The 20,708-nt window shown below is 70.4% G+C and carries 18 protein-coding genes; 10 read left to right on the forward strand and 8 right to left on the reverse strand.

Annotation, left to right across the window (positions count from 1 at the left end; translation table 11 throughout):
• Positions 1 to 125 precede the first annotated feature (125 nt).
• Entirely contained in the window at positions 126 to 686 is a 561-nt protein-coding gene (locus ACFWYW_RS57125) for a dihydrofolate reductase family protein (protein ID WP_379627179.1), read from the forward strand.
• Here ACFWYW_RS57125 and ACFWYW_RS57130 read toward each other — a convergent pair.
• Complete coding sequence (locus ACFWYW_RS57130; RefSeq protein ID WP_379627181.1) at positions 679 to 1,443, reverse strand: SDR family NAD(P)-dependent oxidoreductase; 765 nt, start codon at positions 1,441 to 1,443, stop codon at positions 679 to 681. The genes ACFWYW_RS57125 and ACFWYW_RS57130 overlap by 8 nt on opposite strands.
• Before the next feature lie 11 nt (positions 1,444 to 1,454).
• Entirely contained in the window at positions 1,455 to 2,537 is a 1,083-nt protein-coding gene (locus ACFWYW_RS57135; RefSeq protein WP_379627183.1) for an alanine racemase, read from the reverse strand.
• Between the two features lie 183 nt (positions 2,538 to 2,720).
• Between ACFWYW_RS57135 and ACFWYW_RS57140 the strand changes: the two genes are divergently transcribed.
• From ACFWYW_RS57140 to ACFWYW_RS57150, 3 genes are read left to right on the forward strand one after another with little or no spacing between them, the layout of a single operon-like run.
• Positions 2,721 to 3,542, forward strand: coding sequence for a fumarylacetoacetate hydrolase family protein (locus ACFWYW_RS57140; protein WP_379627185.1), 822 nt, complete (start codon positions 2,721 to 2,723; stop codon positions 3,540 to 3,542).
• Positions 3,539 to 4,474 (forward strand): zinc-binding dehydrogenase, encoded by a 936-nt coding sequence (locus tag ACFWYW_RS57145; RefSeq protein ID WP_379641423.1) that lies wholly within the window; start codon positions 3,539 to 3,541, stop codon positions 4,472 to 4,474. The genes ACFWYW_RS57140 and ACFWYW_RS57145 overlap by 4 nt, the downstream gene beginning before the upstream one ends.
• 12 nt (positions 4,475 to 4,486) lie before the next feature.
• Positions 4,487 to 5,536: an amidohydrolase family protein gene (locus ACFWYW_RS57150; protein WP_379627189.1), complete on the forward strand. Its 1,050-nt coding sequence runs from the start codon at positions 4,487 to 4,489 to the stop codon at positions 5,534 to 5,536.
• 38 nt (positions 5,537 to 5,574) lie between these two features.
• Here ACFWYW_RS57150 and ACFWYW_RS57155 read toward each other — a convergent pair whose 3' ends face one another.
• Positions 5,575 to 6,522, reverse strand: a complete 948-nt coding sequence (locus tag ACFWYW_RS57155; protein ID WP_379627191.1) for an endo alpha-1,4 polygalactosaminidase — start codon at positions 6,520 to 6,522, stop codon at positions 5,575 to 5,577.
• A gap of 217 nt (positions 6,523 to 6,739) precedes the next feature.
• Between ACFWYW_RS57155 and ACFWYW_RS57160 the strand changes: the two genes are divergently transcribed.
• The 4 genes from ACFWYW_RS57160 to ACFWYW_RS57175 are packed head-to-tail and all read left to right on the forward strand — an operon-like array spanning position 6,740 to position 11,047.
• The gene (locus ACFWYW_RS57160) at positions 6,740 to 8,032 is read left to right on the forward strand and encodes an alpha-glucosidase/alpha-galactosidase (protein WP_379627193.1); all 1,293 of its coding nucleotides are present in this window, start codon (positions 6,740 to 6,742) and stop codon (positions 8,030 to 8,032) included.
• Positions 8,029 to 9,315 carry an ABC transporter substrate-binding protein gene (locus ACFWYW_RS57165; protein WP_379627195.1) on the forward strand — a complete coding sequence of 429 codons (1,287 nt, stop codon included), beginning with the start codon at positions 8,029 to 8,031 and terminating at the stop codon, positions 9,313 to 9,315. The genes ACFWYW_RS57160 and ACFWYW_RS57165 overlap by 4 nt, the downstream gene beginning before the upstream one ends.
• Positions 9,312 to 10,238 (forward strand): carbohydrate ABC transporter permease, encoded by a 927-nt coding sequence (locus ACFWYW_RS57170; protein ID WP_379627198.1) that lies wholly within the window; start codon positions 9,312 to 9,314, stop codon positions 10,236 to 10,238. The genes ACFWYW_RS57165 and ACFWYW_RS57170 overlap by 4 nt, the downstream gene beginning before the upstream one ends.
• Entirely contained in the window at positions 10,235 to 11,047 is an 813-nt protein-coding gene (locus tag ACFWYW_RS57175) for a carbohydrate ABC transporter permease (protein ID WP_379627200.1), read from the forward strand. The genes ACFWYW_RS57170 and ACFWYW_RS57175 overlap by 4 nt, the downstream gene beginning before the upstream one ends.
• On the opposite strand, the gene ACFWYW_RS57180 is transcribed toward ACFWYW_RS57175, so the two are convergent.
• The 3 genes from ACFWYW_RS57180 to ACFWYW_RS57190 all read right to left on the reverse strand — a co-directional run bounded on the left by ACFWYW_RS57180 (position 11,037) and on the right by ACFWYW_RS57190 (position 14,204).
• The gene (locus ACFWYW_RS57180) at positions 11,037 to 11,918 is read right to left on the reverse strand and encodes an SMP-30/gluconolactonase/LRE family protein (RefSeq protein WP_379627202.1); all 882 of its coding nucleotides are present in this window, start codon (positions 11,916 to 11,918) and stop codon (positions 11,037 to 11,039) included. The two genes, ACFWYW_RS57175 and ACFWYW_RS57180, sit on opposite strands and share 11 nt — an antisense overlap.
• An 83-nt stretch (positions 11,919 to 12,001) precedes the next feature.
• Positions 12,002 to 12,760, reverse strand: a complete 759-nt coding sequence (locus tag ACFWYW_RS57185; RefSeq protein ID WP_379627204.1) for an IclR family transcriptional regulator — start codon at positions 12,758 to 12,760, stop codon at positions 12,002 to 12,004.
• Between the two features lie 73 nt (positions 12,761 to 12,833).
• On the reverse strand, positions 12,834 to 14,204 hold the full coding sequence (locus ACFWYW_RS57190) for an APC family permease (protein ID WP_379627206.1): 1,371 nt from the start codon (positions 14,202 to 14,204) through the stop codon (positions 12,834 to 12,836).
• 101 nt (positions 14,205 to 14,305) lie between these two features.
• Between ACFWYW_RS57190 and ACFWYW_RS57195 the strand changes: the two genes are divergently transcribed.
• Positions 14,306 to 14,905 (forward strand): TetR/AcrR family transcriptional regulator, encoded by a 600-nt coding sequence (locus ACFWYW_RS57195; protein WP_379627208.1) that lies wholly within the window; start codon positions 14,306 to 14,308, stop codon positions 14,903 to 14,905.
• Positions 14,906 to 14,918: 13 nt separating this feature from the next.
• Here the strand turns inward: ACFWYW_RS57195 and helR are convergent, their stop codons facing one another.
• Both helR and ACFWYW_RS57205 read right to left on the reverse strand, forming a co-directional pair.
• Positions 14,919 to 17,066, reverse strand: coding sequence for an RNA polymerase recycling motor ATPase HelR (gene helR, locus ACFWYW_RS57200; RefSeq protein ID WP_379627210.1), 2,148 nt, complete (start codon positions 17,064 to 17,066; stop codon positions 14,919 to 14,921).
• 41 nt (positions 17,067 to 17,107) lie between these two features.
• Positions 17,108 to 18,334 (reverse strand): glycosyltransferase, encoded by a 1,227-nt coding sequence (locus ACFWYW_RS57205; protein ID WP_379627212.1) that lies wholly within the window; start codon positions 18,332 to 18,334, stop codon positions 17,108 to 17,110.
• A 476-nt stretch (positions 18,335 to 18,810) separates the two neighbouring features.
• On the opposite strand from ACFWYW_RS57205, the gene ACFWYW_RS57210 reads away from it, so the two are divergent.
• Positions 18,811 to 20,708 (forward strand): DNA-directed RNA polymerase subunit beta (locus tag ACFWYW_RS57210; protein WP_379627215.1); only part of this gene is annotated, 1,898 nt, incomplete at its 3' end.

The raw sequence follows: 20,708 nt of genomic DNA on the forward strand, positions 1-20,708 counted from the left end.
ATCAGAAGGGCGTCTAAGTCTGTCTTCACACACCGACCATGGACGCCCTTCGTCATGCCCGCAGCCGATCACCGAATTTCACATCAACGATCTAGCGTGCCTGGGTAACCGTCGAAAGGCCGGCCATGGGAAAGCTCATCGTGCACAACATGATCACCGTCAACGGCGTGTTCGACTCGCCCGCCCCCGACACCTGGCTGGAGGCGGACAACGACAGCGGCGACGCCTCACTCGAACAACTCCTGCTGGCCGACGCGCTGGTGCTCGGCCGCAAGACCTACGAGGGCCTGGCCGCCGTCTGGCCCCACCTCGGCGGCGACCCCGCCCTCGGCCGCTACGCCAAGCGCATCAACGGCATGCCCAAGTACGTCGCCTCCCGGACCAGGCCGGGCCCTTTGGAGTGGAACGCCACCCTGATCAAGGGCGAGCTCGACGAGGTCGTGCCCGAGCTGAAGGACACCCACGGCGGCAACCTGGTCGTCTCCGGCTGCGGCGAGCTCGCGCACACGCTGGCCAGGCGCGGGTTCGTCGACGAGTTCTGGTTCTGGGTCAACCCCTGCCTCTGGTCGGCGGGCCCGCGCGTCTTCGACGGCGTCGGGCCGATCCGGCTTCGGCTGGTGGCCGCGACGCCGTACCGGTCGGGCGTGTTGTGGCTGCGCTACCGTCCGGCTGGCCCGCTCACATGATCGCCAGCTGGCCGCCGTCGATGACGAGCTCGGTGCCGTGGACGAAGGCGGCGTCGTCGGAGGCCAGGAAGGCGTACGCGGCGGCGACCTCCTCGGCCAGCCCCGCCCGGCCGAGCGGGATGTGGTCGCGGGCGTAGGCGGAGACGAAGTCATCGGCCAGACCGGAGGAGATGGCGGAGTTCAGCGGCGTCTGGATGTAGCCGGGGCACAGCGCGTTGACCCGGATGCCGTGTTTGCCGAGCTCCACCGCCATCGTCCTGGTCAGCAGGAGCACGCCGCCCTTGGAGGTGTTGTAGTGGGCGTAGTCGGCCTCGCCGCCCAGGCCGTTGGTGGAGGACATGTTGAGGATCACCCCGCCGGTGCCACGTTCCACCAGGTGCTGGGCGACCGCCTGGGCGACCAGGAACATGCCGCGCAGGTTCACCGAGATGATCCGGTCCCAGTGCCCCGGGGTGATCTCCAGGAACGGCTCGCGCCAGGCCGTACCGGCGTTGTTGACCAGGACGTCGATCCCGCCCAGCGCCGCGATCGCGCCGTCGACCAGGCGGGCCACGTCGGCCTCCGCGCTGACGTCGCCGGCCAGCCCGCTCACCTCGCCGAGCGCCGCGAGCCCGGTCACCGCCGCGTCCACCTCGGCCTCGTCGAGGCCGCCGAGCACGACCCTGGCGCCCTCTTCGAGAAACCTGCGGGCGGTGGCGGCGCCGATGCCGCTGCTGCCCCCGCTGATCAGCACCCGCTTGCCGGCCAGGCCGCGCATGCTGCCTCCTTTCAGCGCACGGCCCCGCGGGCGGCGACGCGCAGTTCGGTGATGACTTCCCCGTCCTCGACGCCGTAGGCGATGTCGAAGAGGTTGACGACAGAGCAAGCATGGCTGGGAATCAGCCCCATCCGCGAGCCGACGGGCAGCTCACCGTGGTGGCCGGGCTCCAGACGGGCCACGCCGTGCTCCTCGTTCAAGAACTCCATCCGCAGGTACGGCAGGCCCACGGCGCGGATCCAGCCCGGCGTGCCGTACCCGTCGGAGGTGAGGCACTTGGTGCCCGCGTCGCACACGACCCGCTCCGGCACCGGCCGGCCGATCACCGTGGTCAGGATTCTGGCCGCGGTGTTCTCCTCGGAGGCGACGCCGAGGCGCATCATGGCGGTGTCGTTGAAGATGTAGGTGCCCGGCCGGATCTCGGTCACGCCGGCGACCCCGGCCACGTGGCGGGCGGTGGGGGTCGAGCCGACGCTGATCTCGCGCAGCGCGATGCCGTCGCGGGCGCACATCTCGGCGGTCGCCACCAGGTCCTCGCCTTCGCGGCGGGCGGTCTCGGCGAGCTCGGCCGGGGTGCGGCAGTGGTAGGCGTGCCCGGCGAGGGTGAGCAGGCCGGTGACCTCCACGCCGGGGACCGCGGCGATCTCGGCGACCAGGTCGGCGGTGGGCCGGCCCGGCGGCCGGCCCAGGCGGTGCTGGCCGGTGTCGACCTCGACCAGCACCTCCACCGGCGGCCCGCCGAGGCGGCCGAGCTCGGCGGCGACCTCGGGGGAGTCGAGGCTGACGCGCACCCTGGCCCGCTCGCGCAGAGCGGCGAGGCGGCGCAGCTTGGGCCGGCCCCAGATCGGATACGCGAGCAGGATGTCGTCGATGCCGGCCTGCGCCATCACCTCGGCCTCGCCGATCTTCGCGCAGGTGATGCCGCTCGCCCCGGCCTCGAGCTGCATCCTGGCCAGCTCGGGCATCTTGTGGGTCTTGACGTGCGGCCGGAGCCGGACGCCGTTGGCGGAGGCCACCTTCGCCATCTCGCTCACGTTGGCCCTGACCACGTCGAGGTCGATGACCAGGGCAGGGGTGTCGATTTCTGGATACATCTATGGATCACGCCCCCTCGGGTCTATGCCAGCGAACGTAACACAGCCATTCCGTCTGACGCATCAGTCTTCCGCTATACGGAATGCTGGACAGTTCCAGGTAACTCTTGACAGGTGCCCCCGCCACTGCTGTCCTTTTCGCGTAGCCGGAATGGCATTCTGCATCACGGAACGGGAGCTCGCATGAGAGTCGGCACGGTCCGGGTCGGACGGACCCGCATGGCCGCGGAGGAACGCGACGGACGCTGGTACGCCCTCGACGTGCCCCCGGGCACCCCGCTGGAGGCCGTGCTGGCCGGCGGGCTCGGCACGGTGCGCACCGCCGGGCCGCTCGACGCCGCGGTGCCCGTCCGGCCCCTGCGGCCAGGCAAGATCGTGGCGATCGGGCTCAACTACCTCGACCACATCCGCGAGGCCGGGATGGACGAGCCGCGGCGGCCGCTGATGTTCGCCAAGTTCCCCTCCAGCGTGATCGGGCCGGGCGAGCCCATCGTCATCGACTCCGGGCTGACCGAGCGCGTGGACTGGGAGGTCGAGCTGGCCGCGGTCATCGGCACGCCGCTCAGGAACGTGACCGGGGACGAGGCGCTCGCGGGCGTGGCCGGCTACACCGTGGCCAACGACGTCTCCGCCCGTGACCTGCAGTTCGCCGACGGCCAGTGGACCCGCGGCAAGAGCCTGGACACCTTCTGCCCGCTCGGCCCGGTCGTCGTGACGCCCGACGAGCTCGGCGACCCGCAGGACCTGAAGTTGTGGACCCGCGTCAACGGCGAGACCGTCCAGGACTCCAGCACCGCCGAGATGCTCTTCGGCGTGGCCGAGCTGCTCGCCTTCTGCTCGCGCGCCTTCACCCTCGAACCCGGCGACGTGGTGCTGACCGGCACCCCGTGGGGCTGCGGCGAGTTCATGAACCCGCGGCGCTCCCTGCGCCCCGGCGACACCGTCGAGACCGGCGTCGAGGGCATCGGCGTCCTGGTCAACCCCGTCACGGACGGCACGCGATGAAGGCCCTGGTGTTCACCGGACCCGGCGCCATGGAGGTCCGCGACGTGCCGGAACCCGAGGTCGGCGCCGGTGAGGAGCTGGTGCACGTGGTGACCTCAGGCATCTGCGGCAGCGAGCTGCACGGGGTCAAGACCCCCGGGTTCCGGGTGCCGCCGCTGGTGATGGGGCACGAGTTCGCCGGCCGTACCGGCGACGGCAGGTTTGTCGTCGTGAACCCGATCCTGTCGTGCGGCGCCTGCGACCTGTGCGGGCTCGGGCTGCGCAACGTGTGCAGGAAGCGGCAGATCGTCGGGGTGCACCGGCCCGGCGGTTTCGCCGAGCGGGTCGCGGTGCCCTCGGGCACGCTGACCGAGCTGCCGGAAGGGCTCGGCTGGACGGCGGCCGCGATCGTGGAGCCCGCGGCCAACGCGGTGCACGCCTGGTCGCTGGCCGGCGCGCCCGCCGGCGCCCGCGTGGGCGTCATCGGGGCCGGCGCCATCGGCCTGGCCTGCCTGCTGGTCGCCATCTCCGGCGGCGCGGCGCGGGTCGAGGTCGCCGACCGGTCCCCGCACCGCCGCGAGATCGCCGGCCGGCTCGGCGCCGGCGCGGCCGTGACGGAGCTGGCCGGAGAGTACGACGTGATCTTCGACGCGGTGGGCGCCGCCGTCACCCACGAGCAGTCGCTGGCCCGGCTGCGCCCCGGCGGCACCGCCGTCTGGCTCGGCCTGGCCGACCCGACCGCCGGGTTCGACGCCGCCGCGCTGGTCCGCGGGGAGAAGCAGGTGGCCGGCTCCTTCGCCTACCGCGACGCCGACTTCGCCGCCGCCGTCGGCCTGGTCGCCGGCTGGGACCTCAGCTGGGTGGCCACCTACCCGATCGGCGAGGGCGCGGAGATCTTCACCACGCTGATGAACGGGCGCACCACCCCCGTCAAAGCCCTGCTGACCTTCTGAATCGAGGCGTCCATGTCCGTGCGCACCCCGCTGTCCGACTACCGCCCGATCGCGCAGCTCAAGGTCCCCGTCCACCTCGTGGAGAGGGCCCGGCTGCCGGTCGTGGACGCCCACACCCACCTCGGCCGCTGGCTCAGCGAGGACGGCGACTGGATGGTCAAGGACGTGCCCGCGCTGCTGGCCGAGATGGACACGCTCAACGTGCGCGCCATGGTCAACCTCGACGGCCGCTGGGGCGCGGAGCTGGCCGCCAACCTCGAACGCTACGACGCCGCCCATCCCGGCAGGTTCGCCACCTTCTGCCACGTCGACTGGTCGCGGACCGCCGAACCCCGCTTCGGCGAGCGCCTGGCCGCGCAGCTGCGCGCATCGGTCGCCGAGGGCGCCGCGGGGCTGAAGGTCTGGAAGGACGTCGGCCTGCGTGTGCGCGACCACCGCGGCGAGCTGGTCATGCTCGACGACGTACGGCTCGGCCCGCTGTGGGCCGCGGCGGGGGAGCTGGGCATCCCGATCGCCCTGCACACCGCCGACCCGGTGGCGTTCTTCGAGCCGGTCGACGAGCGCAACGAACGGCTCGAACAGCTCGCCGCCCACCCCGGCTGGGTGTTCTCCGGCCCGGAGTTCCCGCCGTTCGAGCGGCTGATCGAGGCCATGGAGACCATGATCGGCACGCATCCGGCCACCACCGTGATCGGCGTGCACGCCGGATGCTGGCCGGAGAACCTGGCCTGGGTCGGCGCGATGCTCGACGAGCACCCCAACTTCCACATCGACATCGCCGCGCGCCTCGCCGAGCTGGGCAGGGCGCCGCGGGCCGCGCGCGAGCTGATCATGCGCCATCCGGGCCGCGTGCTGTTCGGCACCGACGACCTCCCGCCGGACCCGGAGACCTACCGGATCCACTTCCGCTTCCTGGAGACCGCCGACGAGGCGTTCGCCCACTCCACCGAGGACCCTCCGCTGATGGGCCGGTGGACCATCAGCGGGCTGGACCTGCCTAACGATGTGCTGGCCAAGGTCTATGCGGAGAACGTCCGCGCGCTCGTGCCGAGGCTGGCGTGAACGGGCGGCCCCGCCCCCGGCGGGACCGCCCCTGGCCCTCACCTACACGGCTTGTACGGCTTGTCGTAGAGCGAGTAGTCCGTCGCCTTCTTGATGGAGTTGAACTTCAGCGCGGCGGCCTTGGAGCAGAAGCCGCCCGGCGAGGTCTTGTACTCCACCTGGAAGACCGGCTTGCCCGCCTTGACGAACGCGGACAGGACCTCGCACTCCTTCCACTGGAAGCACTCCTCGTTGACCGCGTAGTCGAAGTGGGAGACCAGCTCGTCCACCTGGCTGAGGTCGTTCTTCAGCGCGACGGACAGGCCCTTCCTGTGGGCCATGGCGGCCAGCGCCTTGTTGTAGGTCAGCTGGGTCTGCGCGCTGATGTTCCAGCCGGTGACCTTCTGGCCCTCCTCGTGCGCGTGGACGACGTCGAACTCGACCCCGTCGAACCCGGCCCTGACGCACTTGTCGACGCGGGCCTCCATCATCTTCAGCAGGAAGTCCCGCTGGCCCTTGTCGTTGTTGATGTTGGCCCAGCGCTCGTTCGGGAACTCGTCGCTGAACGGCTTGCCCAGCAGCGACCTGCCGTGGCTGTCGTGCCACGCGACGAAGGCCGGGTAGTCGGGACGGAAGTCCTCGATCGAGCCGGCGTCGATGTAGCAGATGGCCTTGGCGCCCTTGGCGTGGATGGCGTCGACGCCCGCGGTGTTGAGCGTGGTGTTGTTGCCCGCGACCTCGGCGTCGACGTACAGGTCGATGTCGAAGACGCTCGGCCGTACGCAGGCGCCGCCGGACTGCGGCACCTCGCAGATGCCGACGTTGATGCCGCCGGTGGCGGCATGGGCCTTGCTGCCCTGGAGCTGGTACTGCCAGCGGCTCTGCACCGGCGGCCGCCAGATCGCCGCGCCGCCCGTGGCGTCGGCCGTCGCACCGGCGGTGAAGGCCAGTGCCGGCACGAATGCCAGCGCCGCGGCCAGGGCCAGGCGGGATATGCGATGGATCAACAAACCAACCCTCCGTTCCGTATTGCGGAATCATGTTCCGCAGATAAGGAAACAGAGGAAGATCGGAGGTTGTCAACCTTCTCTCGATGTCGAGAATTCCGTGCTGGCGATCATTCCACAGTATGGAATTCTGGTCTGTATTGCGGATAGCTGGTTATACTGCCGCACGTAGCGGAGACCCACGCCCGCTTCGTGCTCTGTGGAGGGAAAGTGGCCCATGGCACGCATCGTGTTCGTCGGCGCGGGCAGCGTCGAATTCACCAAGAACGTTCTCTCTGACATTCTGACATTTCCGGAACTGGGGGATTCCACCACCCTCGTCCTGCACGACATCGACGCGGAACGCCTGGCCACCGCGGAGGCCATGGCCGCCTGGATGGTCGCCAAGCTGGGCCTGGGCGCCAAGGTCGAGGCCCACCTCGACCGGCGCCGGGCCGTCGAGGGCGCCGACTACGTGATCAACGAGATCGCGGTCGGCGGGTACGCCGCCACGCGTACCGACTTCGAGATCCCGCGCCGCTACGGCCTGCGCCAGACGATCGCCGACACCCTCGGCATCGGCGGCATCTTCCGCGCGCTGCGCACGATCCCGGTCATGGTCGGGCTGGGCCACGACCTGGCCGAACTGGCGCCGGACGCGCTCCTGCTCAACTACACCAACCCGATGGCGATGATCCCGCGCGCGGTCTACCAGGGCACGCCGTTCACGAACGTGGTGGGTCTGTGCCACTCGGTGCGCGACACCCAGGCCCGCCTGGCCTCGCTGGTCGGCGTGCCGGAGGAGGAGGTCTCCTTCGTCACGGCCGGGGCCAACCACCAGGCGTTCGTCCTGAGGTTCGAGCACCGGGGGCGCGACCTCTACCCGGAGCTCGACGAGGTCATCGCCGCCGACCCCGAACTGCGCAGGACCGTCCGGGTGGAGATGTACCGCCGCTTCGGTCACTTCCCGACCGAGTCCAGTGAACACGGCTCGGAGTACCTGCCGTGGTTCCTCCATCATGACGACCAGGTCGCGCACTTCCGCATCCCCGTGGAGATCTACCTGCGCTGGTCGGAGGAGAACCTCGGCACCTATGAGGAGACCAGGCGGCGGCTGGCCGCGGGGGAGGGCGTGGAGATCGAGCCCGCCATGGAGCTCGCCTCCGAGGTCATCCACTCCATCGAGACCGGTACGCCACGGGTGATCCACGGCAACGTGCGCAACGACGGCCTGATCGCCAACCTGCCCGCCGGCGCCTGCGTCGAGGTGCCGTGCCTGGTGGACCGGGCCGGGGTGCGCCCGACGAAGATCGGGGCGCTGCCGCCGCAGCTCGCCGCCCTGAACACGACGTTCCTCAACGTCGGCGAGCTGACCGTGCTGGCCGCGCTCGAAGGGCGCCGCGAGCACGTCTACCACGCGGCCATGCTCGACCCCAACGCCGCGGCCACCCTCACGCTGCAGCAGATCCACGACCTCGTGGACGAGATGATCGCCGCACACGGCGACCTGATGCCGGAGGGCGTGCGATGAGGCGGGCCCTGGCCGCCGCCGCGGTCCTCGCGCTGGCCGTGACCGGCTGCGGGGCGGGCGGGAAGGAACCGGCGGCGAACGGCCCCGTGGAGATCACCATCTGGCACGGCCAGGAGGACGCCTCCGCCAAGTCGATCGAGAAGCTGGTCGCCCAGTTCAACCAGAGCCACCCGGACATCAAGGTCGACACCGAGTCCGGCGGAGCCACCGCGGACGGCATGCTGCCCAAGATCACCGCCGCGCTCACCTCCGACGCCTACCCCGACATCGCCTACCTCTACGGCTCCTGGGCGCCCAACATCGCCAGGAACCCCAAGACGGCCGACCTCACCGAGTTCGTCAAGGACCCCGCCGTCAAGTGGCAGGACTTCTGGGCCAGCGAACGCGAGGCCGTCACCGTCAACGGCAAGGTCATCGGCTTCCCCGCGGTCGTCGACAACATGGTGGTCCTCTACAACAAGAAGGTCCTGGCCGAGGCGGGGCTCAAGCCGCCGGGACCGGACTGGACCTGGGACGACTTCCGCACGATGGCCAAGCAGTCGACCGACGCCAAGGCCGGCGTCTTCGGCGCCACCTGGCCGATCAGCGGCGGCGAGGAGGCGGTCTGGGGCCTGTGGCCGATGCTCTGGCAGGCGGGTGGCGACATCCTCACGCCCGACCACAAGAAGGCCGCCTTCAACTCCGCCCAGGGCCAGCAGGCGCTCGACCGGCTGCGCGCCATGGCCGTCGACGACAAGTCGCTCTACCTCGACTCCAGCCCGGCCGAGAAGGGGCAGAAGCTGTTCGAGTCCGGACGGCTGGCCATGTTCATGTCCGGGCCGTGGGTGCTGCCCGACCTGCAGGCGGCCAAGGTCGACTACGGCGTCTCGCCGCTGCCCGGTACGAACGGCAACCACGAGACCATCTCCGGGCCGGACAACTGGGTGGTCTTCCAGCACGACGAGCGCCGGGTCAAGGCGGCGGCGACGTTCCTGGCCTGGCTGACCGCGGCCGAGCGGCAGCTCGTGTGGATGAGCGACACCGGGTCGCTGCCGATCCGCGAGTCGATCACCAAGCTGCCCGGTTACCAGGACTATCTCAAGAAATATCCGGGCATCGACGTGATCTCCGCCAACCTGGCCAACGCCCAACGGGTCCGGCCGCCGACCACACGGTACCCGCGGGTCTCGGCGTTCGTCGCCGAGGGCATCGCCCAGGCCCTGCTCGGCAAGAGCGACGCCAAGACGGCCCTGGACGAGGCGGCCAGGAAGGCCGACGCGGCGCTGGCCGTACCGGGATCATGAGCGCGACCGCGCTCGGCGCCACCGCCAGCCAGCACCGGCGCCAGAAGGACCGCAGGAGGCTCGGCGACAACATCGCCGGCTGGTCCTTCGCCGGGCCGGCGACCCTGGTCATCCTGGGGTTCTCGCTGATCCCCATGGCCTGGGCGCTGGCGCTGTCGTTCACCGACTCCGACCTGATGTCGCCGGGCCGCAACGTCGGGCTGGACAACTACCGGGCGCTGCTGGCCGACCCGGTGTTCTTCCAGGCGCTGCGCAACACCGGGCTGCTCCTGGTGCTGTACATCCCGTCCTCGCTCATCGCCGGGCTGCTCGTGGCGGTGCTGCTGAACAGGAAGGTACGCGGCATCGGGTTCTACCGGACCTGCTTCCTCGTGCCCTACGTCGTGTCGGCCACCGCGACGGGCCTGCTCATGGGCTTCGTCTTCGACCGCGACTTCGGCCTGGTGAACGGGCTGCTGGCCAAGCTCGGGCTGCCGCTGCAGGGACTGCTCAGCAGCCCCTCGCAGGCGATGCTCGTGCTGACGGCGATCTTCTTCTGGACCCGCTTCGGGTTCGCCGTGGTGATCTACCTGGCGGCCATCCAGGAGATCAGCAAGGAGGTGCTGGACGCCGCCGCGATCGACGGCGCCGGCGCCTGGGCCAGGTTCCGTCACATCATCGTGCCGTCGGTGCGGCCGATGACGATCTTCCTGACGGTGTGGGGCGTGATCGACGCGCTGCAGTTCTTCGACCTGGTCATGACCACGACGAAGGGCGGCCCCGCCAACGCGACCGTGACCATCGTCTACTACGTGTGGCAGCTCGCCTTCAGCTTCTCCACCGCCGGGTACGGCGCGGCCGTCGCCTACGCCCTGTTCGCAGGAACCCTGGTGCTGATCGTCGCCGGCCTGCTGCTCGCCCGGCGCAAGGGGGTGACGACGTGAGGCGCTGGTCCGGCAGGTGGCATCTGCTCCTGGTGCCGATGTCGGCGGTGGTCGTGCTGCCGTTCGTGTGGCTGCTGCTCAGCTCGGTGATGACCCAGGCCGAACTGAACAGGTTCCCCCCGGCGATCTGGCCGGAGAGCATCGACCTGGGCGGCTACCGCACGGTCGTGGAGCGCTCGAACTTCCTGCGCTGGTTCGTCAACAGCATCATCGTCTCGGGCGCGATCGTGGTGGCCCAGGTGGTGCTGTGCAGCATGGCCGGCTACGCGTTCGCCAGGATCAGGTTCGCCGGCTCCAAGCTGGTGCTGATCCTGGTCATCGCCACCGCGCTGATCCCGTTCCAGCTCACGGTCATCCCGACCTTCCTGATCTTCAACAAGGCCGGGCTGACCGACACGCTGGGCGCGCTCATCGTGCCGCAGCTCGCCTCGGCCGTGGGCATCTTCCTCATGACCTCCTTCTTCCAGTCCTTCCCGAAGGAACTGGAGGAGGCGGCGCGCATCGACGGCTGCTCGCGGGTGGCGACGTTCTACCGGGTGGTGCTGCCGGTGGCCAGGCCCGCCCTGGCGGCGCTGGCCGTCATCACGTTCATCACGGCGTGGAACGACCTGTTCTGGCCGCTGGTGGCGATCAACTCGGAGGACAACTACACGGTCCAGGTGGGCCTGACCACCTTCCAGGGCCAGCACCGCGCGGACTGGCCGGCCATCATGGCGGGCACCGTGCTGACCACGCTGCCGGTGCTCGCGGTGTTCCTGTTCGGCCAGCGCCGGTTCGTCCAGGCGCTGACCGGCGCGGTCAAGGGCTGAGGTCGCGGTAGGGGTTGGCGGGGAGACCCGTGTAGGGAGTACGGCAGCGCCACAGCTCCCCGCCCGCCCTGCCGTCCCACGCCGTGGTGATGTACAGCTCGCCGAGACCGGGGCCGCCGAACGCGCAGCTCGTCACGTTGGCGGCGGGCACCTCCACGGCCAGGTCGAGCCGCCCGTCGGGCCGCAGGCGCAGGACCGCGCCGCCCTCCCACAGGGCGACCCACACATGCCCGCCGGCATCGACGGTGATCCCGTCGGGATAGCCGCGCGGGATCTCGGCGAACACCCGCCGGCCGGCCATCCGCCCGCTCGCCGGGTCGTAGTCGAAGACGTCCACCCGGCCCGTCGGCGTGTCCACGTAGTAGAGCAGCCGCTCGTCGGGGCTCCAGGCGATGCCGTTGGAGATCGAGACTCCTTCCAGCACCCGCTCGCAGCGGCCGTCGGGGTCGAGCCGGTAGAGCGCGCCCGCGCCCGGCGTGTCGTCCTCGGCCTTGGTCCCGGCGAAGAAGCGCCCGGCGCGGTCGCAGGCGCCGTCGTTCATCCGGTTGCCCGGCCGCTCGTCCGCCGTGACCGCCGCGACCACCTCCAGCCCGCGCCCGTCGCGGACCCCGCGCCCGTCGCGCGGCCCGCCCCCGTCCCGCAGTACGGCGAAGCCGTCCCGCACGGCCAGCGCCAGGCCGCCGCCGGTCCTGGGCACCGCCACGCCCACCGGCCGGCCGACCTCGGTCACCTCGTGCGAGCCGTCGGCCGGGTCGAGCCGGTGCACGAGCCCGGCCGGGATGTCGACCCACAGGAGCGTGCCCGTGTGCCCGTCCCAGCGCGGACCCTCACCCAGGCTCGCCCGCGGCACGGGTACGACCTCCGGTTCCATGACTCTTCCTCCCTCTTTCCGCAATGCAGAATCTCATTCCACGCCCCACTCACACCATCACCCCGGAATCGGGCTGTCAACCGTCAGCCCTGCTCGGCGATCGCCTTGCGCAGGCTGTGCCCCAGCTCCTCCATCCGCGCCGGGGGCATCCTGTCCTTGATCGCGGTCACGCTCACCGCGGCGACCGGGGCGGTCCTGCCCAGGAACAGGGGGGCCGCCACGCACCGCACGCCCGGCTCGTTCTCCTCCAGGTCGAGCGCGTAACCGCGGCGCCGTACCTGGTCGAGGTGGGTGGCGAGCTTCGCCGGGTTCGTGATCGTGTTGCGGGTCCTGGTCGCCAGCGGGCCGAAGCGCTCGGCCCAGGCCTTGATCGCCTCGTCGCTCGGGTAGGTCCAGGCCAGCAGCGCCTTGCCCACGCCCGTGCAGTGCGCGGCGTTGCGCCCGCCCACCACCGAGGTCATCGTGATCGACCGCACCGCCTCGACCTTGTCCAGGTAGACCACCTCGATGCCGTCGAGCGTCGCCATGTGCACGGTCTCGGCGAACTCCTCGCTGAGCCGCAGCAGCAGGGGCCGCACGAGCGTGCGCAGATCCATGCTCTCGTAGAACCTGAACGCGGTCGCGAGCATCTCGGTGCCCAGGAAGTACGGCCCGCTCGGCTCGGGCTGCGCGGCGAACCCCCGGTGCTTCAACGCGCCGAGCAGCCGATGCAGCGAACTCTTGGGCAGCCCGAGCCGCGTGGCCAGTTCGTCGAGCGTGACTCCGCGGCTGTGCCTGCCGATCTCCTGCAGGATCAGCAGGGCACGGTCCACGCTGCCCACCGGTGACTGGGTCTCCGCCATAACGCCTCCCTCGCTTATTCCGGATAATGGAATGCTAGAGCGTTATGCGGAAGATCCGTAATCGGTGTGTCGTTCAGTCCTTCTCCTCGCCGGGGTCGTGGAGGGTCCAGGTGCCGCGCCGCCGTACGACGGTGAGATAGACGACCGTGCCCGCGACCAGGATGGCGGCGGTGACGATCAGGCTGGGGCGGCCGATGACGGGGTCGATGGCACTGGTGTAGATCACGTACGCCAGCGCGGCCAGGGCCGCGACGGGCGCCAGCGGGTACAGCGGCATCCGGTAGACGCCGTGGGCGGTGCTGCCGTTGCGCCGGCCGCCGATGACGGCGACGCAGAGGGCGGCGTAGATCACCACCAGGGAGGTGCCGGTGACGACCAGGAGGTAGCGCTCGGGCACGAAGCAGAGCGCCGCGCTGACCGCGCCGGCGGCGATCGTCGCGGTCCAGGGGGTGCCGAACCGCGGGTGGATGTGGCCGAAGAGGGCGTTGACCCGCGCCGGCCAGGTCGCGTCGCGGGCGCTGCTGAAGATCAGGCGCGCGGTGAGCAGCATGATGGCGATCACCGCGTTGGCGATGGCCAGGGCGACGCCCAGGCTGATCAGCGTGTTCAGGGTGCCGCCGCCGTGCTCGGCGACCACCTGCTGGACGACGTTGCCGCCGTCGAGCGTGCCGGCCGACAGCAGGACGGCGGTGATCGGGATGAGCTCGGCGGCCACGGTGATGGCCAGCGCCCACAGGATGACCCGGGCGATGTTGCGCCGGGCGCCGTGGGTCTCCTCGCCGAAGTAGACGGCGGAGCCGTACCCGTTGTAGGAGAAGATCGCCACGGCGGTGGCGAGCGCGATCAGCCCGAGTGTGGCGGGGGAGCCGTCGGGCGCGACCGGGTTCACCAGCAGGTCGGTGAAGGGCCGCTCGACGTTGAGCACGCCGATGGCCGACAGCGCGAGCAGGGCCAGCATCTCCAGGGCCAGGAAGACGCCGGTCACCACGGCGTTGAAGCGGATGTCGAAGACCGCCACCGCGGCGGCGAGGGCGACGGTGACCGCGCCCGCGAGGGGACCGTGCAGGCCGGGGAACAGCACGCCCAGGTAGGTGCCGACGCCCAGGGCGATCACCGCGAGGATCAGCAGCTGCGTGACCAGGACCAGCACCAGCGCCAGGAAACCGGGCAGCCGGCCGAGCGTCCTGCCGATGATCGTGTACTCGCCGCCGGTCAGCGGGTAGGCCGACGACAGCTCGGCGTAGACGAAGGCCATGAAGACGCCCACGACCGCGGCGAGGACGTAGCTCCAGAACGCGCCCGTCCCGGCCTGCCGGACCACACCCGGGCCGATGATGAAGACGGACGAGGCGGGAGTGATGGCCGACAGGACGATCAGGAGAGTTCCGAACGCGCGCAGCCCGCGCTTGAGACGGGCACCGGGACGGGTCTGTGACGTGCTCATCCGCGCCTCCATACTTTTAACAAGCATCAAAGAACTCCGCTCAACCGCAGTCAATAGCGGCCGACTAAAGTTTGAGATGCCTTCAAAGAATGCGAGGTGCCATGGCACGACCCAGCCGCGCCCACGAGCGGCGCGCCCATCTCATCGCCGCGGCCAGGCGCAGCGTCGTCGAGCGGGGACTCCTGGGCCTGCGCCTGCGCGACGTGTCGCAGGAGGCGGGCATGTCCTCGGGATCGGTGCTCTACTACTTCCCCGGCCTCACCGAACTGCTCCGAGAGGTGCACCGCGAGGCCGTCGAGCGGTTCTGCGACGAGCGCGAGGCCGTCGTGCGCGACGAGAGCGACCCGCGGCTCAAGCTGTCGGCGATGATCTCCAGCGGCCTGCCCGGCGACCCGCGCGACGAGCTGTGCGTCCTGCTGTACGAGCTGGGCGCGATCGCCAGGCGCGACGCCGCCTGCGCCGCCGCCTACATCAAGCTCTACGAGCGGCAGGTCGGCATCTACGCGGCCATCCTGCAGGCGGGCGCCGCCTGCGGCGCGTTCACGCTGACCGACGATCCGCTGGCGATCGCGCGTAACCTCGTGACGCTGGAGGACGGCTACGGCCTGCACATCACGATGGCCGTGCCCACGCTCTCGCCAGCGCTGGCCGAGCGCCACCTGCGCGCGTACGCCGCCGGGGCCACAGGCGTGGACCTGTGACCCCGAGGACGCCCTAAGAGCTCGTGAGGATGACGAGCTGCTGGGTCGCCCTGGTCATCGCGACATACCGGTCGACGGCCCCTTCGATGCCCTCGCCGAACCTGTCCGGGTCGACGAGGACGACGAGGTCGAACTCCAGACCCTTCGACAGCTCCGGCGTCAGCGAGCGCACCCGCGGCGTCGCCCGGAAGGCAGGGTCGCCGATGACGCAGGCGATCCCGTCCGCGCTCCCGGCGAGCCACGCGTCGAGGATCGGCTGAAGGTCGGAGACCGGTCCGCGCACCACGGGGAGGTCGCCGCGGCGGATGGACGTCGGCACGTTGGCGTCGGGCAGCGCGGCCCGGATGACCGGCTCGGCCTCGGCCATCACCTGCTCCGGCGTACGGTAGTTGACGCTCAGGGAGGCCAGGGTGATCCGGTCGAGCCCGATCCGCTTCAGCCGTTCCTCCCACGACTCGGTGAACCCGTGCCTGGCCTGCGCCCGGTCCCCGACGATGGTGAAGCTGCGCGAGGGGTTCCTGAGCAGCAGCATCTGCCACTCGGCGTCGGTCAGCTCCTGCGCCTCGTCCACGACGACGTGCGCGAACGGCCCGGCCAGCACATCCAGGTCGGTGGGCGGCGGCGCGCCCTCGTCGACCAGCGCGTCCTGAAGGTCCTTTCCGTGCAACATCGTCACCGCGCCCTCGCCGTCGTCATCGGCCTCCAGCAGGCGGTCGATGGCCTCGGCCATGTGGGCGCGCTCGGATTCGGCGGCGGCCTTGCGCCGGCGCTGACGCTTGGCGGCCTCCGGGTCGCCGAGCCGCTGCCGGGCCGCGTCCAGGAGCGGCAGGTCGGACACCGTCCAGGCCTGGGCGTCCTGGCGCCGCAGCGTGCGGATCTCCTCGACGCTGAGCCAGGGCGCGCACAGGCGCAGGTAGGCGGGCACCGTCCACAGGTCTCCCACGAGGTCGGCCGCTTCGAGCAGCGGCCAGGCGCGGTTGAAGACCTCGCGCAGCTCCCTGTTCTGCGTCAGGGACCTGCGCAGCAGGTGCTCGGGGGCCTCGCCGTCGTGCCGGTCCACCAGGATCGTGAGCAGTTCCTGCCAGATCTGCTCGCGCGCGTCGTTGTGCGGCGTACCGGGGTCCGGCGCCTCGAACGCCTCGGCCCAGTCCTCGGTGCTCAGCCGGATGTCGGACCAGGGGGTGGTGACCGTCATCGGCTTGGCGGGCGGGTTCTCGTAGAACCTGACGGCCGGTTCGATCGCCGTCACCATCTCGGCCGACGACTTCAGCCGGGCAACCTCCGGGTCGGCCTCGGCCGTCGCCCCCGCCCCTTCGGCGACGAGGTCGCGCAGGGTGCAGGTCTGCACGCCCTCCTCGCCGAGACTCGGCAGTACGTCGGCGACGTACGCCAGATAGGGCTGGTGCGGACCGACGAACAGCACGCCGCCACGGTGGTGGCCGAGACGGGGGTCGGAGTAGAGGAGATAGGCCGAGCGGTGCAGGGCGACGACGGTCTTGCCGGTGCCGGGACCGCCGTCGACGACCAGGGCGCCGCGCGAGCCGGCGCGGATGATGGCGTCCTGGTCGGCCTGGATGGTGCCGAGCACGTCGCGCATCCGCGGCGAGCGGCTGCTGCCCAGGCTGGCGATGAAGGCGGACTGGTCGTCGAGCGCGGCGTGCCCCTCGAATCCGTCCGAGGTGAAGACCTCGTCCCAGTAGTCGCTGATCCGGCCGCGGGTCCAGCGGTACCTGCGCCGGCTGGCCAGCCCCATCGGGTTGCCGTGGGTGGCGCCGAAGAACGGCTCGGCCGCGGGGGAGCGCCAGTCGAGCAGCAACCGGCGGCCGTCGCTGTCGGTCAGGCCGAGGCGGCCGACGTACACGGGCTCGGCGCCGTCCGCGCTCACCATGTGCCCGAGGCACAGGTCCAGGCCGAAGCGGCGCAGCGCGCGCAGGCGGGCCGAGATCCGGTGGATCTCCAGGTCCCGGTCCAGCGCCTGCCGGCCCTTGCCGCCCGGCGACCTGCGCTCGGCGTCCAGGCGGCCGGAAAGCTCGGCGATCGACTGCTCAAGGCTGCGCGCGATGGCCGCGAAGTGCCGCTCGTCGGCGGCGATCAGCGCCGGGCCGGCCTTGGGGGCGAGGTGGGCGGGTAGGTCGAACGCGCTGGTGTTCAGGTGGTTCACGTCCTTCGGTGGCGAATGTGGGCTGGATGGTCGCGCGCGGCTCACGCGGACACGGGCGGCCGTTCCCGGCTCAGCGTGTCGAGCAGGAGTTTGGCGGCCACCTCCGCCCCGTCGGTGCGGATGGTCGCGGCCAGGGCGCCCGCCCGCGCGGCGGTCGCGGGGGCCAGTGCCGTTTCGAGGGCGGCCGTCAGGGAGGAGACGGTGGGTTCGGAGCCGTCGTGCGCGGCGCCGACGCCCAGGGCGGCGACCCGGGCGGCCCAGTGGACCTGGTCGCCCGCCTGGGGGACCACCACCTGGGGCGCGCCGGCCAGGGCGGCGGTCGTCGTGGTGCCGGCGCCGCCGTGGTGCACGACGGCGGCCACCCGCCTGAACAGCGCCTGCTGGTTGACCTCGCCGACGGCGAGGCAGTCGCCCAGGTCGTCGATCGGGGCCAGGCCCGCCCAGCCGCGCCCGAGCAGCACACGGCGGCCCAGCGCGCGGATCGCCTCGACGGCCACCCGGGCGGTGCCGGCCCGTACGCCGCGCATGCTGCCGAACCCGACGTACACCGCGGGCGGGCCGGACTCCAGGAACGCCACCAGCTCCGCCGGCAGCGGGCGCTCGTCCGGCAGGATCCACGCGCCGGTGTGCACGACGCCGAGCTCCTCGGTCTCCCGCCATGGGTCGAGGACCGGGTCGGCGGCCAGCCACGGGTGGCCGGTGAAGATGAACGCGCGCACGTCGTCCACCGGCGGCAGGCCGACCGAAGCACGGTGGGCGTTGAGCGCCGGGCCGTGCACCGTGTCGAAGCTCTCGGCGTTCAGCTTCCACAGCGCCCGGTTGTCACTCACGCCCGGCGGGAGCTTCTGGCCGGGCAGCACCTGCGCGGGCGGCGCATGGTGCGGCGTCGGCAGCAGGTACGAGCAGAAGGTCGCGTACCGGTAGGGGATGCCCAGCTTCTCGGCCACCGACCGGGAGGCGAAGTGCGCGAGCCCGGTGGCCACCAGGGCGTCGCTGCCCTCGGCCGCCGCGATGACCGTGTCGTACAGTCCGGCCAGCTGGGACACGCGCCGGGCGGCGTCGGCGGCGGTCGACGGCCGCGTCATCGTGCCCATCGCCGGTCCCAGCGGGATCAGCGGCACGCCGGCACCGGCCAGCAGCTTCGCGAACTCCTCGTCCGGGGGCGCGCACATGCGCACCTCCACGCCGAGTTCCCGCAGCCGCACGGCGAGTCCCAGCATGGGTTCGACGTCGCCGCGCGAGCCGTACGTCGTCAACAGTACCCGCATTCTGTCCCCCGTTTCCGCAGGTTCTGGCCTCGGCCAGCGAGTATGCGGCATGACGGGGGTCTTGCCGCAAGCCCCCCGGTGCGCTATACGTTGAGAGTGGAAGGGCGCGGGTCTTCCCCTTTCCCTCTCGTCCGCTCCGTCGGACCACCTACTCTTGCCTCACACGGCGCCGCCTCTCGTGGACGAATTTTTCGAATTGACGAGGCCCTTCGAGGCGTGTAATACTGAAGATGCGTTGAGGTTGACAAGCAAAGTAGTTGTGGACTTTCGTTTGCGTTTTAGGGTATGCTGCCGTTTCGCACGACCCTTTGGTGCCCCGCTTTCGCTTAGCGATTGACGGGGCGTCCGGCATGCGTGCGCTCGGATCCATCCGCGCCGCCTCGGAAGGACAACTGTTGGCAGCTTCACGCACCGCTCCACCTCGCCTCTCCTTCGCCCGCATCCAGGAGACCCTCGAAGTCCCCGACCTGCTGGCCATGCAGACCGAATCCTTCGACTGGCTGCTGGGCAACGACAACTGGCGGGCGCGCAAGGACATCACGCCCCAGTCCGGCCTGGAAGAGATCTTCGAAGAGATCAGCCCGATCGAGGACTTCTCGGGGACCATGTCCCTGTCGTTCCGCGACCACCGGTTCGAGCCGCCCAAGCACTCGGTCGAGGAGTGCAAGGACAAGGACATGACGTTCACCGCCCCGCTCTTCGTGACGGCGGAGTTCATCAACAACGCCACCGGCGAGATCAAGAGCCAGACGGTGTTCATGGGCGACTTCCCGCTCATGACGCCGAAGGGCACGTTCATCGTGAACGGCACCGAGCGGGTCATCATCTCCCAGCTCGTCCGTTCTCCCGGCGTCTACTTCCACCGCAGCCTCGACAAGACCTCGGACAAGGACCTGTTCAGCTGCCAGGTGATCCCCTCGCGGGGCGCCTGGCTGGAGTTCGAGATCGACAAGCGCGACAGCGTCGGCGTGCGCATCGACCGCAAGCGCAAGCAGCCCGTCACCGTGCTGCTGAAGGCGCTCGGATGGACCAACGAACAGATCCTCGAGCGCTTCGGCCAGTACGAGTCGATGCGGGCCACCCTGGAGAAGGACCACACCGCCGGCCAGGATGACGCCCTGCTCGACATCTACCGCAAGCTCCGTCCGGGCGAGCCGCCGACCAAGGAGTCGGCCAAGACCCTGCTGGAGAACCTCTACTTCAACCCCAAGCGCTACGACCTCGCCAAGGTCGGCCGCTACAAGATCAACAAAAAGCTGGGCGTGGACGCGGAGATCACGCAGACCACGCTCACCGAGGACGACCTCGTCGCCACGATCGACTATCTGCTTCGCCTTCACGCGGGGGTTGAAGGCGCGGAGATCGACGACATCGACCACTTCGGCAACCGTCGTCTGCGCACCGTCGGGGAGCTCATCCAGAACCAGGTCCGCCTGGGCCTGGCCCGGATGGAGCGCGTCGTCCGTGAGCGGATGACCACGCAGGACGTCGAGGCGATCACGCCGCAGACCCTGATCAACATCCGCCCGGTCGTGGCCTCGATCAGGGAGTTCTTCGGCACCTCGCAGATGTCGCAGTTCATGGACCAGACCAACCCCCTGGCCGGTCTGGCCAACAGGCGCCGCATGTCCGCGCTGGGCCCCGGCGGCCTGTCGCGGGAGCGGGCGGGTGTGGAGATGCGTGACGTGCATCCCTCCCACTACGGCAGGATGTGCCCGATCGAGACGCCGGAAGGCCCGAACATCGGCCTCATCGGGTACCTGGCGTGCTTCGGCCGGATCAACGCCTTCGGCTTCGTCGAGACGCCCTACCGCAAGGTCGTCGACGGCAAGGTCACCGACCAGATCGACTACCTGACCGCCGACGTGGAGGACCGCTTCGTCAAGGCGCAGGCCAACACGGCGCTCAACGCGGACGGCACCTTCGCCGAGTCGCGGGTCATGGTGCGCACCAAGGGCGGCGAGACCGAACTCGCCCGTGCCGAGGAAGTCGACTACATGGACGTGTCGCCGCACCAGACGGTGTCGGTGGGCACGTCGATGATCCCCTTCCTGGAGCACGACGACGCCAACCGCGCCCTGATGGGGGCGGGGATGCAGCGGCAGGCCGTACCCCTGCTCAGGAGTGAGGCGCCGCTGGTCGGGACCGGTATGGAGTACCGTGCCGCGACCGACAGCGGTGACATGATCACCGCCGCGAAGGCCGGTGTGGTGGAGGAGGTCTCCGCCGACTACGTCACCGTGATGAACGACGACGGCACCCGCACCACCTCCCGGGTGGCCAAGTTCAAGCGTTCCAACCAGGGCACCTCGTTCAACCAGAAGCCCATCGTCGTCGAAGGCGACCGGGTCGAGGTCAACCAGGTGATCGCCGA

The organism is Nonomuraea sp. NPDC059023 (assembly GCF_042740095.1).
In the GTDB taxonomy this organism is placed as follows: Bacteria; Actinomycetota; Actinomycetes; order Streptosporangiales; family Streptosporangiaceae; genus Nonomuraea.

Bases quoted from the DNA above. Each gene is read 5' to 3' on its own strand.
- ACFWYW_RS57125 (WP_379627179.1), top strand. From the start codon at position 126: ATGGGAAAGCTCATCGTGCACAACATGATCACCGTCAACGGCGTGTTC.
- ACFWYW_RS57130 (WP_379627181.1), bottom strand. From the start codon at position 1,443: ATGCGCGGCCTGGCCGGCAAGCGGGTGCTGATCAGCGGGGGCAGCAGC.
- ACFWYW_RS57135 (WP_379627183.1), bottom strand. From the start codon at position 2,537: ATGTATCCAGAAATCGACACCCCTGCCCTGGTCATCGACCTCGACGTG.
- ACFWYW_RS57140 (WP_379627185.1), top strand. From the start codon at position 2,721: ATGAGAGTCGGCACGGTCCGGGTCGGACGGACCCGCATGGCCGCGGAG.
- ACFWYW_RS57145 (WP_379641423.1), top strand. From the start codon at position 3,539: ATGAAGGCCCTGGTGTTCACCGGACCCGGCGCCATGGAGGTCCGCGAC.
- ACFWYW_RS57150 (WP_379627189.1), top strand. From the start codon at position 4,487: ATGTCCGTGCGCACCCCGCTGTCCGACTACCGCCCGATCGCGCAGCTC.
- ACFWYW_RS57160 (WP_379627193.1), top strand. From the start codon at position 6,740: ATGGCACGCATCGTGTTCGTCGGCGCGGGCAGCGTCGAATTCACCAAG.
- ACFWYW_RS57165 (WP_379627195.1), top strand. From the start codon at position 8,029: ATGAGGCGGGCCCTGGCCGCCGCCGCGGTCCTCGCGCTGGCCGTGACC.
- ACFWYW_RS57170 (WP_379627198.1), top strand. From the start codon at position 9,312: ATGAGCGCGACCGCGCTCGGCGCCACCGCCAGCCAGCACCGGCGCCAG.
- ACFWYW_RS57180 (WP_379627202.1), bottom strand. From the start codon at position 11,918: ATGGAACCGGAGGTCGTACCCGTGCCGCGGGCGAGCCTGGGTGAGGGT.
- ACFWYW_RS57185 (WP_379627204.1), bottom strand. From the start codon at position 12,760: ATGGCGGAGACCCAGTCACCGGTGGGCAGCGTGGACCGTGCCCTGCTG.
- ACFWYW_RS57190 (WP_379627206.1), bottom strand. From the start codon at position 14,204: ATGAGCACGTCACAGACCCGTCCCGGTGCCCGTCTCAAGCGCGGGCTG.
- ACFWYW_RS57195 (WP_379627208.1), top strand. From the start codon at position 14,306: ATGGCACGACCCAGCCGCGCCCACGAGCGGCGCGCCCATCTCATCGCC.
- ACFWYW_RS57205 (WP_379627212.1), bottom strand. From the start codon at position 18,334: ATGCGGGTACTGTTGACGACGTACGGCTCGCGCGGCGACGTCGAACCC.